This is a genomic window from Erwinia sp. B116, from assembly GCF_002865965.1.
Lineage (GTDB): Bacteria > Pseudomonadota > Gammaproteobacteria > Enterobacterales > Enterobacteriaceae > Erwinia.
In genome coordinates this window covers 134,543-147,582 of the sequence record NZ_JRZZ01000002.1, presented here as the reverse complement: position 1 = coordinate 147,582, position 13,040 = coordinate 134,543, and the positions used below count along the sequence as shown (strand labels likewise).

Here is a 13,040-nt window from a genome sequence, read left to right as displayed (position 1 = left end):
GTACCACATTGCAATACAGCGAATCACGCTGTAATATTCACGATCAATGTACCACGATGCAATACATTGCATCGATAATGAAAATTTCGGAGTCCTGCTATGAATCCCCAGCCCGCGGTGCTGCCGCCGCCGCATCCCTTTTCGCTTCGCCTGGCGCTGGGGCTGGTCGGCGTGCTGATGGCGACGCTCTGTTCCGGCTTAAACGATCGCGTCACGGACATTGCTCTGGCCGATATCCGTGCGGCGATCGGCATCGACTATGACGCCGGCAGCTGGATCACCTCGGCCTACCAGGCCGCCGAAGTGGCGATGATGATGCTGGCACCCTGGCTGGCGGTGACCTTTTCCCTGCGTCGTTTTACGCTGGTAATCACGCTGGCATTTGCGCTGCTGGCCGCGCTGCAGCCGCTGGTGGTTAACCCGACGCTGTTTATCGGCCTGCGGGTGGTGCAGGGTCTGTCTGGCGGCGCGCTGCCGCCGATGCTGATGACGGTCGCCCTGCGCTTTCTGCCGCCGACCATCAAGCTGTATGGCCTGGCGGCCTATGCGCTGACCGCCACCTTCGGCCCGAATATGGCCACTTCGCTGGCGGCGCTGTGGACCGACTCGGTCGGCTGGCAGTTCACTTTCTGGCAGGTGATCCCGCCGTGCCTGATTGCCGCGCTGCTGGTCGGCTGGGGCATCCCGCAGGATCCATTGCGGCTGGAGCGCTTTCGTCAGGCCGACTGGCTGGGCGCGCTGACCGGCTGCAGCGGCATCGCCCTGCTGGTGTTGTCACTCACCCAGGGGGAGCGGCTGGAGTGGTGGGATTCGCCGCTGATTAGCGGCATGTTGCTGGCCTCGCTGGCGCTGCTGCTGGTGTTCTTTATTAACGAATGGTTCCACCCGCTGCCGCTGTTTAAGCTGCAGATGCTGGCGCGGAAAAATCTCACCCACGGCCTGCTGGTGCTGGCCGGGGTGCTGATGGTGTCGCTGTCCGGTTCTGCGCTGCCTTCCGCCTATTTTGGCCAGGTGGCCGGCTTCCGCAGCGCGGAGTTTGCCCCACTGGCGCTGACCATTGGCCTGCCGCAGCTGCTGATTGCGCCGCTGGTGGCGTCGCTGCTCAATCTGCGCTGGATCGACTGTCGCTGGGTGCTGACCGCCGGTGCCGGGCTGATAATCCTCTCCTGCCTGCTGGGCAGCCAGCTGACCGGCGACTGGGCGCGGCAGAACTTCTGGCTGATCCAGAGCCTGCAGGCCTTTGGCCAGCCGATGCTGATCCTGCCGGTGCTGATGAGCGCCACCAGCGTGGTACAGCCGCCGGAAGGGCCGTTTGCGTCGGCGATGTTTAACACCGTGCGCGGTTTTTCCAGCGTGGCGGCCGGCAGCCTGGTGGAGAACTTTCTCAGCCATCGCGAGAAATTTCACTCGCAGGTGCTGGTCGACGGACTGGGTAACCGCCCGTGGCTGCTGACCGCCGCAGACGCCAACAGCGCCAGCGCGCTGCGGCCGCTGCTGGCCGACGGGTCGGTGAGCTCCGCGGAAAACCTTGGCCACTTCAGCACGCTGCTCAGGCACCAGGCGACGATCCTTAGCATCAGCGACGCCTATCTGATGATTATCGGCTTCGCGCTGCTGCTGGTGCTGCTGACCGCCTGGCTGCCGAAGCGCGTCTGGCCGCCACAAACCCTTTTATCCCCCGTTATGCCAACCGCGAGAACATAATAATGAGCTTTACACCTGCGAAACGCACCGCCCTCCTCGTTCTGTTACTGCTGATTTTGCTGGCGGCCGCGTGGTGGGTCTGGCTCGCCGTCAACCGTCACAGCTACCGCACCGATGATGCGGTGGTCAGCGCCGACTACACGCTGGTAGCACCGAAAATCTCCGGCTATATCCGTGAGGTCAACGTGCGTGATAACCAGCAGGTACAGGCCGGTGACGTGCTGGCCACGCTGGACGATCGCGACTACCGCGTGGCGCTGGAAACCGCCGAAGCCAGCCTGCAGGTCAGCGAGGCGAAGCTGAGCAGCGTGCAGGCGCAGCTGGAACAGCAGCAGGCGAGCATCGCCCAGGCGGAAGCGGCGGTCAGCGCCAGCCAGGCCTCGCTGAGCTATGCCGGGCAAAACGCGGCGCGCTACCGTCAGCTGTTGAAAAGCGGCACCGCCACCGCCGATGAACAGCAGAAATCCAGTTCGACCATGCTCAGCGCTGCCGCTCAGGTGAAGCAGTATCAGGCCGCCGCGCTGGCCGCCCGTAAAGAGGTGGCGGTGCTGCAGGCCAGCCTGAAGCAGGCGCAGGCGGATATCGCCGTCTCGACCGCCAGCGTCGACCAGGCCAGACTTAACCTCTCCTATACGCGCATTACCGCGCCGATCGCCGGTACCGTCGGCCAGCGCGCGCTGCGTCAGGGAGCGTGGGTGTCGGCCGGTACGCGGATGCTGGCGGTGGTGCCATTGCAGCAGAGCTACGTGCTGGCAAACTTCCTTGAAACCCAGCTGGCGCACGTCAGCCAGGGGCAGCCGGTTAGCATCATCGTGGATGCGCTGCCGGGGGTGACCCTGCGTGGTCATGTGGACAGCATCGCGCCGGCCACCGGTTCGACGTTTGCCGCTATTACCGCCGACAACGCCACCGGGAATTACACCAAAGTGGTTCAGCGGCTGCCGGTAAAAATCGTTCTGGATCAAGGGCAAGCCGATCTGGCCCGGCTGCGCGTGGGGATGTCGGTGGTGCCTGAATTAGAGATGCCATAAATGTGATAAAGATCGCAGCAAGATGATCTTTATTTTGCAGGGGTTTGCGGGTAGATTAGCCGACGATCCTGCCGTGAGTTACTCACGGCGACCCGATCCCGCTACCGTGGTGCTCTGCCCGGCCGGGATCGATTCTGTTCGCGTTACGCAGGTCCGGGATCGCCATTGCCGTAACCGCGCAGAGGAGCAGTACGTGAAATACGCGATGATGGGGATCTCTTTTATCCTGTTTATCTGGGCAGGAACATTTTACCTGATGCTGTAGCAGGTAAAACGGCGGGGCAAGCCGTGGCCTGCCCCGCAACGTTTCTCAGCCCTCTTCCGCGCCCGGTTTTGCCACCGGCGGGGCAATGCCGTCGTCTCGAAACATCGCCTTAATTCCTCTGACCGCCTGACGAATGCGATCGCTGTTTTCAATCAGCGCAAAGCGCACGTGGGTGTCGCCATAATCACCGAAGCCGATGCCCGGCGAAACGCAGACTTTGGCCTTCTCCAGCAGCAGTTTGGCGAACTCCAGCGAGCCCATCTGCGCATAGCGATCGGGGATTTTCGCCCAGACGTACATTGAGGCTTTCGGGTTATCCACCATCCAGCCCGCCTCATGCAGCCCTTTCACCAGCACGTCACGGCGGCGCTTGTACTGCTCGGCGATATCACGCACGCACTGCTGATCGCCCTCCAGCGCGGCGATCGCCGCCACCTGCAGCGGTGTAAAGGTGCCGTAGTCGTGATAGCTTTTGATGCGTGCCAGCGCCGCCACCAGCTCTTTGTTACCGACCATAAAGCCGATACGCCAGCCGGCCATATTGTAGCTTTTCGACAGGGTAAAGAACTCCACCGCCACGTCGCGCGCCCCCGGCACCTCCATAATCGACGGCGCTTTCCAGCCATCGTAAACGATGTCGGCATAGGCAAGGTCGTGGATCACCAGCACGTTGTACTGCTTCGCCAGCGCGATCACCCGCTCGAAGAAGTCCAGCTCCACGCACTGCGCGGTCGGGTTAGACGGGAAGCCGAGGATCATCATTTTCGGCTTGGGATAACTTTCGCGGATCGCCCGCTCCAGCTCGTTGAAGAAGTCCACGCCGGCCACCAGCGGCACCGAACGCACCTGTGCCCCGGCGATCACCGCGCCGTAAATATGAATCGGATAGCTGGGGTTCGGCACCAGCACCGTATCGCCGTGATCCAGCGTGGCCAGCATCAGGTGCGCCAGCCCCTCTTTCGAGCCGATGGTGACGATCGCTTCCGATTCCGGGTCGATCTCCACCTGGTAGCGATCGGCGTACCAGCGCGAGATCGCCCGGCGCAGGCGCGGAATGCCGCGTGAGGTCGAGTAGCCGTGGGTGTCGTCACGCTGTGCCACCGCGCAGAGTTTTTCCACGATGTGCGGCGGCGTCGGGCCGTCCGGGTTACCCATGCTGAAATCGATAATATCTTCGCCGCGTCGGCGCGCGGCCATTTTCAGTTCGGCGGTGATGTTAAATACGTAAGGGGGCAGGCGTTCAATACGGGAAAAACGGCGAGCGGAGCTGTTATCAGCCATAGTTATTTTCTCTCTTAACGTTAGCGCCCGGACCATCCGAGCGACGCTGACCACTGCGGTGGTCGAGCAATGAACATAACCGGAGAACGGAACCGCTGTCGAGAGGCTGATTAAAATTTTTATTCGCCGGGATTGATGCGTCCGAACAGCCAGTCGTTGACCCAGCGGCCGCGCAGCAGGTAGTTATCACGCAGCGTGCCTTCCAGTTCAAAACCGTTTTTTTCCAGCACCCGGCGTGATGCCCTGTTGCCCTCCACCACCTGCGCCTTGAGCTTGTGAAACTCACAGTCGGCAAACAGCCAGCGGCTCACCACCCCCAGCGCTTCCGTGCCGTAGCCCTGGCCAAAGGCGTCGCTGCACAGGGTGTAGCCGATCTCCGCCTGACGATACGGTGCCCACTCGGCGGTAACGCCGATCATCCCCAGCGACCGTCCGTCCTGCCGCCGACGGATGACGAGGCACAGCATATGAAAACTGGTCACCTGCCAGGGTGCCAGCCGGTCCTGGAATCGCTGACGAATATCCGCCAGCTGCGGTACGGCGCTGATAAATTCCATGCACACCGGATCAGAGTGGATCTGCAGGAACAGCGGCCAGTCTGTCGGCTGCATCAGGCTCAGAGTCAGTCGTTCACTGTTCAGCTGCATTTTTTGCTCACTAAAAGGGGAAGTCTCAACGAAAATGCCTCTCTTTTACCTGCCGCTTTTCGTCGTGTAGTGGACCATCATCGCAGATAACTTCGCGAAGAACGACCATGACCCGTCTCAGAATCGACAATATTCCGGACGCGATTCGACCGATCGCCGCGCGGCTGCGCAGGGCGCTGCCGGAGCATGTTCAGATCTTTAAACCGGCCAGCAGCTGGACGACGTGGCGGGCGATTTTGAGACGGATTTTCACGGCCGCCTTACGCCAGCCGAGCTTACGGTGACGGGAGAACGGCAGATCAAGTAGCGGATTACGCTGGCTTTCCCTATCATAGGGCTATTCTGTTCCGCCAGCCGAGACGCCCGTGCATTCGATGTTTGAGATGTTGCTCGCCGTGTTTGATCGCGCAGCGCTGATGCTAATCTGCCTGTTTTTTATCACCCGCACCCGCCATTTTCGTCAGCTGTTGCAAAAGGAGGAGCACTCCCGTCAGGAGCTGGCGGCGGTCACCGCCATCTTCTCGCTGTTCGCGCTGTTCAGCACCTGGACCGGCGTCAACGTCGACGGCTCGCTGCTCAACGTGCGCACCATCGCCATTATGTCCGGCGGCATTCTGTTCGGCCCCTGGGTCGGCATCGCCACCGGGGTGATTGCCGGCACCCACCGTTTCCTGATCGACATCCACGGCGTCACCTCGGTGCCCTGCCTGATTACCAGCATCACCGCCGGCATTATTTCCGGCTGGATCAACCTTAAGGTGCTCAGGGAGCAGCGCTGGACCGTGGGTATTCTCGGCGGCATGCTGTGCGAATCGCTGACCATGCTGCTGATCGTGCTGTGGGCGACGCCGACCTCGCTGGGGGTGGCGATCGTCAGCGATATTGCGCTGCCGATGATCCTCGGCACCACCAGCATCGGCATTATCGTGCTGCTGGTGCAGAGCGTGGAGGGAGAGCGCGAGGCGATAGCCGCCCGCCAGGCCAAACTGGCGCTGGATATCGCCAATAAAACCCTGCCGCTGTTTCGTCAGGTCAACAGCCAGTCGCTGAGCCAGATTTGCGCCATTATCCGCGAGGATATTCACGCCGACGCGGTAGCGATGACCAGTAAAGAGCAGATCCTCGCCTACGTCGGCGTCGGCGAGGAAAATTACCATAACGGCGATGACGGCATCAGCCCGACCACCGCCACGGCGATCGCCGAGGGTAAAATCATCATTAAGAACAATGATGAGGCGCACCGCACGCCGGAAATCCACTCGATGATCGTCATCCCGCTGTGGGAAAAAGGCGAAGTGACCGGCACGCTGAAAATCTACTACCGCCACGCGCACCGTATCACCTGGTCACTGAAGGAGATGGCGGTCGGGCTGTCGCAGATTATCTCCACCCAGCTGGAGGTCTCCCGCGCCGAACAGCTGCGGGAAATGGCCAATAAAGCCGAGCTGCGCGCGCTGCAGAGCAAGATTAACCCGCACTTCCTGTTTAACGCGCTGAACGCAATTTCCGCCTCGATCCGCCTCAATCCGGACACCGCCCGCCAGCTGATCACCAATCTGTCACGTTATCTGCGCTATAACCTTGAGCTGAATGACGATGAGATAATCGATATCAAGAAAGAGCTGTATCAGGTGATGGATTATATCGCCATTGAGCAGGCGCGCTTCGGCGACAAGCTGTCGGTATTTTACGATATTGAAGAGGACGTCAGCTGCTCGCTGCCCAGTCTGCTGATCCAGCCGCTGATTGAGAACGCCATCGTGCACGGCATCCACCCCTGCCGCGGCAAAGGCGTGGTGACGCTCGGCATCAACGACCTCGGCGATCGGGTGCGGATTACCGTGCGCGATACCGGCAACGGCATCAGCGAAGAGGTGATGGCGCGCGTGAGAAACAACGAGCTGCCCGGCAATAAAATCGGCCTGCTTAACGTTCACCACCGGGTCCGCCTGTTATATGGCGAGGGGCTGTCCATTCAGCGCCTGAATCCCGGTACCGAAATTTCCTTCTGCGTGAGTAAAAACGGCGACCTGCTGCCGGGAAACCCACGCGTAACGCTGTCGGTCTGAGGCGGATAAACATATGAAAGCGATTATCGTTGAGGATGAGTTCCTCGCCCAGCAGGAGTTGAGCTGGCTGGTGCGCCAGCACAGCCAGATCGAGATTGTCGCCACCTTTGACGACGGGCTGGAGGTGCTGAAGTACCTGCAGACCCACCAGGTGGACGTGATTTTTCTCGACATCAACATTCCGTCGCTGGACGGCATGCTGCTGGCACAAAATATCAGCAAGTTTGCCAGTAAACCGCTGATCGTGTTCATTACCGCCTACAAAGAGCATGCGGTGGACGCCTTTGAGCTGGAGGCGTTTGACTACATACTGAAGCCGTATCACGAGATGCGCATCATCACCCTGCTGCGCAAGCTGGAGAGCCACAGCCAGCAGCATCCGCCGCTGAGCAGCGCGGCGTCACGCCCGGCGGCGCACACCGTCAATCTGGTGAAGGATGAGCGGATTATCGTTACCGATATCAATGATATCTACTACGTGGAAGCCCATGAGAAGCTGACGTTTGTCTATACGCGGCGGGAAGAGTATGTGATGTCGGTGAATATCAGCGAGTTTTGCAGCCGGCTGCCGGAAGCGGAATTCTTCCGCTGCCACCGCTCGTACTGCGTCAATATCAGCAAGATCCGCGAGATCGAACCCTGGTTTAACAGCACCTATATCCTCAAGCTTCGCGACCTGGAGTTTCAGGTGCCGGTCAGCCGCAGCAAGGTGAAAGCCTTCCGCCAGCTGATGCGCCTGTAGCGCAGCGGCTGGCGAAGCTTAGGCTTACAGCACGCGGCCCAGCGCCTGGCGCAGGTGCGCACCGGCGCCCAGCAGGCCCGGCTGATCGTGGGTGATCAGGTACACCGGGATATCGGCAACGTACGCTTTAAAACGCCCTTTATCTTCAAAGGCCGCGCGGAAGCCGGAGGCCTTAAAGAATTCGAGGAAGCGCGGCACGATGCCACCGGCGATATAGACGCCGCCGAAGGTGCCAAGGTTCAGCGCCAGGTTGCCGCCGAAGCGCCCCATAATCACGCAGAACATCGCCAGCGCGCGGCGGCAGTCGGTGCAGCTGTCGGCCAGCGCGCGTTCGGTAACGTCGCGCGGCTTCAGCGGTTCCGGCACCCGGTCATCGGATTTGACGATCGCCCGGTAGAGGTTAACCAGCCCGCCGCCCGACAGAATGCGTTCGGCGGAGACGTGGCCCAGCTCGCCGCGCAGCACTTCCAGAATCTGGTCTTCTTCTTCACTGTTGGCAGCGAAGTCAACGTGGCCGCCCTCGCCCGGCAGGCTGACCCAGCGCTGGTCAACGTGAACCAGATGCGCCACCCCCAGCCCGGTACCGGCACCGTAAATCGCTACCGGCTTGTCTTTGACCGGCGCGCCGCCGCCGAACTGCAGCAGATCGTCGGCAGACAGCATCGGCACCGCCATCGAAACGGCGGTGAAGTCGTTGATGATCTCCAGCTGATGCAGGCCAAGGTTGCCCTGCATCTCGCGGGTGGAGAAGCTCCAGTCATGGTTGGTCATCTCAACCCGATCGCCGGTAATCGGGCAGGCGATAGCGATGCACGCCTCGCGGATCTCCAGCTTCTGCTCGTCCAGGAACGTGCGGATCACCGCCTCCAGACTGGCGTAATCAGAGGTTGAAAAAGTTTTGGCCTGTGAAATGGCCCCGGTTTCGATCTCGCACAGCGCGAGACGCGCGTTGGTGCCGCCGACGTCGCCGACTAGGGCAAACTGCGTCATGGTGGTTTAGCTCCGCTGAAAAGAATGAGCGTTACTATAAGTATCTGCAGGCAAAACAACAACTGCCGCCCTCACTCCACGCTGTTACGCTGCTCCAGCGACTGCGTCACCGCCGCCAGCAGCGGCGGAACATCCTGCTGCGGCAGCACCACCTCAATCAGTGACAGGCGCGAGGCATCCGCAATCTGTTCCAGCACGCCGTGCAGCTGCACGCCCTGGGTCACCCGCCAGCACTGCGCCTGGCTGCCGAGCTGCATCGCCTGCGGCAGGCGCGTCCAGTCCCAGCCGGGGATATCGTTATAGCGCTGCTCAGCGCCGTGAATCGCCCGCTCGACGGTGTAGCCGTCGTTATTCAGCACGAAGATCAGCGGGTGCAGCCCGTCGCGCTGCATGCTGCCCAGCTCCTGGATGGTCAGCTGGGCAGCCCCGTCGCCGATAATCAGGATCGTCCGGCGCTCGGGCGCGGCCGTCTGCGCGCCAAAAGCGGCGGGCAGCGTGTAACCGATCGATCCCCACAGCGTCTGTACCACCAGCCGCGCCTCCGCCGGCAGACGCAGCGCCGCCGCGCCAAACGCGGCGGTGCCCTGATCGGCCAGCAGGATATCGCCGGGGCGCAGGAAGGCCTGTATCGCCTGCCAGAACCCCCGCTGGGTCAGGTCGTCCGCGTCCTCCTGCTCCATCTCCGGCGGGGCAATAATCTGCCGCTGCCACCCGCTGCCGTACCGCAGCGCCAGCCGGTGCAGCTCCGCCAGCGCCTGCGCCATCGGGATGCCGCTGAACTCGCGGCCGGCGACCCGGCTGCTGAACAGGCCAACGTCGATATTTTTTTCCACGGGGATCTGCTGGGTGAAACCGGCGGTGATGGTATCGGTGTACTTAACGCCGACGGTGATAATCACCTCGCTCTGTTCAATCACCTCGCGGGTGGCCGGGGCGCTGCAGCGGCCGGCATAGGTGCCGGCAAAGCCGTACAGCGACTCCGGCAGCACGCTTTTGCCCATCAGCAGGGTGGCAAACGGCATCGGCACCTCGCTCAGCCAGGCGCTGAGCCGCTCGCGCTGCTGCGCCCGGTCGGCGAGAAAGTCGGCCAGCAGGGAAACGCGTTGAGCGGCGGCCAGTTGCCGCTCTGCCGCCACGCTAAAAGCCTGCAGCTGTTCGCTATCCACGCTCTGAGCGCGATCCAGCGGCGTTACCGGCGGCAGGATGCGGCTGGCCGCTACGTTGGTCGCCAGCAGCAGGTAGACCGGGCGGCGCTCGCGCAGGGCGCAGACCAGCACCCGGTCAATTTCCGCCGCAGCGTTGTCGGCGGTCAGCACGCTGCTGGCGACCACCACCTCCTGATGCATACGCAGAAAGTGGCGGAAGTCGCCGTCGCCCAGCGTGTGGTGCAGCAGTTCCGCGCTGCGCTGCGAGGCCTGCGCCGGGGCACCGACAATGTGCACCACCGGCAGATACTCGGCGTAGCTGCCGGCCACGCCGTTCAGCGCGCTCAGCTCCCCCACGCCGAAGGTGGTCAACAGGGCCCCTGCGCCGCGGCAGCGGGCGTAACCGTCTGCCGCGTAGGCGGCGTTCAGCTCGTTGGCACAGCCGACCCACGCCAGCTGCGGATGCGCAATCACGTGATCGAGAAACTGCAGGTTGTAGTCACCGGGCACGCCAAACAGATGATCGATGCCGATCTCATTCAGGCGGGCCAGCAGATAGTCGCTAACGGTATAGCTGTTCATCGCACACTCTCCGGTTGAGCTAACGCTTTGAGTATCTGCGATAATCAGACCTCTGGCCGCAATCGAACGTGCGACGGCCGCAGAATTTCCACGGCAAAACTGGCAAGCCAGCGTTACGCGCTACAAAGTCTCTGAGTTGCGATCTGCCGCGCGCTTTCGCATAGTGTAAACGTATACACTAAACCGCTGCGTTACCGGACTCATCTTCTTTTTATGGGATAATATTATGTTTTATCAGGCAGATGGACATCGTTATGACGGCATGACCTACCACCGCTGCGGGCGCAGTGGCCTTAAGCTTCCGGCGATTTCTCTTGGGTTATGGCACAATTTTGGTGACAGCACCCGCGTCGATAACAGCCGTGACCTGCTGCGCCACGCGTTTGATAACGGTATCACGCATTTCGATCTGGCCAATAACTACGGCCCGCCGCCCGGCTCCGCCGAGGAGAATTTTGGCCGCATCCTGCGCGAAGACTTTCGCCCGTGGCGCGATGAGCTGGTGATCTCCAGCAAGGCCGGTTACACCATGTGGGATGGCCCTTACGGCGACTGGGGTTCACGTAAATACCTGATTTCCAGCCTTGATCAGAGCCTGAAGCGCATGGGGCTGGAGTACGTGGATATCTTCTATCACCACCGTCCCGATCCGGAAACCCCGCTGGAAGAGACCATGACCGCACTGGACCACATCGTGCGTCAGGGCAAGGCGCTGTACGTCGGGCTTTCCAACTACCCGGCCGGGCTGGCGGCAGAGGCGATTACGATGCTGAAACAGCTGGGCACCCCGTGCCTGATCCACCAGCCGAAGTATTCGATGTTTGACCGCGCGCCGGAAGGTGGCCTGCTGGACGTGCTGTCTGAGCAGGGCGTTGGCTCAATCGCCTTCTCACCGCTGGCCGGCGGCATGCTTACCGACCGCTATCTGAACGGTATTCCGCAGGACTCGCGCGCCGCCAGCGGCAGCCCGTTCCTCAGCAGCGACCGCTTAACGCCGGAGACGCTGGATAAGGTCAGCCGCCTGAACGCGCTGGCGCAGCAGCGCGGGCAGAAGCTGTCGCAGATGGCGCTGGCGTGGGTGTTGCGCGGCGACCGCGTGACCTCGGTGCTGATCGGTGCCAGCAAGGTCAGCCAGATCGACGATGCGCTGGGCATGCTGCAGCAGCGCACCTTTAGCGAACAGGAGCTGGCGCAGATCGACGCTATTCTGGGCTGACACGATCCTCTGAGCGAAACCGTATTCTTTGCAGTCTGTTACGGGCGATGGGCCCTGACAGGCTGCCCTGAATCCTGCTTTATGCCCCAGGCTGACGGGAGCCTGAAATCTGACGGCTCCCGGACCTGTTACCAGGCTGTTTTGCACTTTCAGCGTATCCGGACCTGTGCTTACCCGTTAGTTCCCGGCCGATCTGCCCAGCCGGTTTCACGTTGTCATAACGTCTGTAGCAGCGCAGTGAACCCCGCCCAGTGTCCAGAGACCTTCTCCAGACAACTCTTAAATCCGCGCCGGGGCCGATTTTTCAGAATCAGCCAGATAGTCTCACCGGACGACGCCTTATACTCTCCCCGTCAGGGCGGTGACGTTATGCCGCTGATAAGGAGAAACAATGAAACGCTTTCTGATTATTGCCAGCCTGCTGGCAGGTTTAGCACTTCCGCTTTTCAACACAGCACAGGCCACCGGTGCCAGCATTTCACTGCTGCCCGGCGTCACCCTCCATTTAGGCGACCAGGACGATCGTGGCCGCTACTGGGACGGCGGCCGCTGGCGCGACCGGGGCTGGTGGAAGAATAATTACCGCTACGACGAAGGGCGCTGGTGGCGGCACGCCGAATGGCGACGCCATGAGCAGATGCGCCGCCATCATCAGTGGGAAAAAGAGCGCCGCTGGCACGAGCGTGAGCGGCAGCGCGAGTGGCGTCACCACGAGAAAGAACGTCGCCATCACGAAAAGGAGTGGCGTCGTCACCATTAACCCACAGCACAGCGCATCATGGCGCAGCTAACTGAACGCCATCGCTAAGGCATCATGCGAGTGACAGCGTTGCGCAGTTAAAAAAAAGCGGCTCATCAGAAGCCGCTTTTTTGCGTAAGGGTTCAGGTCTTCCCCGGATGAGCTCAGGTAACGCCATCAGCGCAGGTGGTGACGATCGCAGCGTTGCCTAGCGCAGCATCGATACCAGCAGATAGCCGTTCAGGATCACCACCAGGATGACGATCAGCCAGCCGATGTTCTGCATCAGCCGCGAGTTGGTCATGTCGCCCATCAGCTGACGGTTGCCGGTAAAGGCCAGCAGCGGCACCAGCGCCAGCGCGATACCAAAGCTCAGCAGCACCTGGCTCATCACCAGAATGCGCGTTGGCTCGATCCCGGAGAGGATCACGATAAACGACGGCAGCATGGTGATCACCCGTCGCACCAGCAGCGGGATATGGAAGTGGATAAAGCCCTGCATCACCACCTGGCCTGCCATGGTGCCGACGACCGTCGAGGAGAGCCCCGCCGCCAGCAGGCTCAGGCCAAACACCAGCGCGGCGGAGCGGCCCAGCAGCGGGTCGAGGGTGACCCACGCCTCCTCCAGC

The 13,040-nt window shown here is 61.5% G+C and carries 13 protein-coding genes; 8 read left to right on the top strand and 5 right to left on the bottom strand.

Annotated elements, in window-relative coordinates; translation table 11 throughout:
- Nucleotides 1-99: 99 nt before the first annotated feature.
- From NV64_RS02065 to ypdK, 3 genes are read left to right on the top strand one after another with little or no spacing between them, the layout of a single operon-like run.
- The gene (locus tag NV64_RS02065) at nucleotides 100-1,704 is read left to right on the top strand and encodes an MFS transporter (protein WP_101505213.1); all 1,605 of its coding nucleotides are present in this window, start codon (nucleotides 100-102) and stop codon (nucleotides 1,702-1,704) included.
- Between the two features lie 2 nt (nucleotides 1,705-1,706).
- Nucleotides 1,707-2,735, top strand: a complete 1,029-nt coding sequence (locus NV64_RS02060; protein ID WP_056239208.1) for an HlyD family secretion protein — start codon at nucleotides 1,707-1,709, stop codon at nucleotides 2,733-2,735.
- A 22-nt stretch (nucleotides 2,736-2,757) separates the two neighbouring features.
- Nucleotides 2,758-3,000 (top strand): membrane protein YpdK, encoded by a 243-nt coding sequence (ypdK, locus tag NV64_RS24440; RefSeq protein ID WP_056239204.1) that lies wholly within the window; start codon nucleotides 2,758-2,760, stop codon nucleotides 2,998-3,000.
- A gap of 45 nt (nucleotides 3,001-3,045) precedes the next feature.
- On the opposite strand, the gene alaC is transcribed toward ypdK, so the two are convergent.
- Nucleotides 3,046-4,281: an alanine transaminase gene (gene alaC / locus NV64_RS02050; protein WP_056239201.1), complete on the bottom strand. Its 1,236-nt coding sequence runs from the start codon at nucleotides 4,279-4,281 to the stop codon at nucleotides 3,046-3,048.
- Nucleotides 4,282-4,400: 119 nt separating this feature from the next.
- Nucleotides 4,401-4,928 carry a GNAT family N-acetyltransferase gene (locus NV64_RS02045; protein WP_056239198.1) on the bottom strand — a complete coding sequence of 176 codons (528 nt, stop codon included), beginning with the start codon at nucleotides 4,926-4,928 and terminating at the stop codon, nucleotides 4,401-4,403.
- 107 nt (nucleotides 4,929-5,035) lie between these two features.
- Between NV64_RS02045 and NV64_RS23325 the strand changes: the two genes are divergently transcribed.
- From NV64_RS23325 to NV64_RS02035, 3 genes are all read left to right on the top strand, one after another.
- On the top strand, nucleotides 5,036-5,212 hold the full coding sequence (locus tag NV64_RS23325; protein ID WP_158239870.1) for a hypothetical protein: 177 nt from the start codon (nucleotides 5,036-5,038) through the stop codon (nucleotides 5,210-5,212).
- Nucleotides 5,213-5,311: 99 nt separating this feature from the next.
- Nucleotides 5,312-6,997 (top strand): sensor histidine kinase, encoded by a 1,686-nt coding sequence (locus tag NV64_RS02040; RefSeq protein ID WP_056239729.1) that lies wholly within the window; start codon nucleotides 5,312-5,314, stop codon nucleotides 6,995-6,997.
- Between the two features lie 13 nt (nucleotides 6,998-7,010).
- Nucleotides 7,011-7,739, top strand: a complete 729-nt coding sequence (locus NV64_RS02035) for a LytTR family DNA-binding domain-containing protein (RefSeq protein WP_056239195.1) — start codon at nucleotides 7,011-7,013, stop codon at nucleotides 7,737-7,739.
- A 24-nt stretch (nucleotides 7,740-7,763) separates the two neighbouring features.
- On the opposite strand, the gene glk is transcribed toward NV64_RS02035, so the two are convergent.
- Both glk and NV64_RS02025 read right to left on the bottom strand, forming a co-directional pair.
- On the bottom strand, nucleotides 7,764-8,729 hold the full coding sequence (glk, locus tag NV64_RS02030; RefSeq protein ID WP_056239193.1) for a glucokinase: 966 nt from the start codon (nucleotides 8,727-8,729) through the stop codon (nucleotides 7,764-7,766).
- A gap of 71 nt (nucleotides 8,730-8,800) precedes the next feature.
- Nucleotides 8,801-10,456, bottom strand: a complete 1,656-nt coding sequence (locus NV64_RS02025; RefSeq protein WP_101505212.1) for an alpha-keto acid decarboxylase family protein — start codon at nucleotides 10,454-10,456, stop codon at nucleotides 8,801-8,803.
- 226 nt (nucleotides 10,457-10,682) lie between these two features.
- On the opposite strand from NV64_RS02025, the gene NV64_RS02020 reads away from it, so the two are divergent.
- Nucleotides 10,683-11,672 carry an aldo/keto reductase gene (locus NV64_RS02020; protein WP_056239186.1) on the top strand — a complete coding sequence of 330 codons (990 nt, stop codon included), beginning with the start codon at nucleotides 10,683-10,685 and terminating at the stop codon, nucleotides 11,670-11,672.
- 391 nt (nucleotides 11,673-12,063) lie between these two features.
- Complete coding sequence (locus NV64_RS02015; RefSeq protein ID WP_056239184.1) at nucleotides 12,064-12,432, top strand: DUF2502 domain-containing protein; 369 nt, start codon at nucleotides 12,064-12,066, stop codon at nucleotides 12,430-12,432.
- A 187-nt stretch (nucleotides 12,433-12,619) separates the two neighbouring features.
- Here NV64_RS02015 and NV64_RS23825 read toward each other — a convergent pair.
- A partial coding sequence (locus NV64_RS23825; protein ID WP_233208904.1) for an Nramp family divalent metal transporter occupies nucleotides 12,620-13,040 on the bottom strand: 421 nt, incomplete at its 5' end.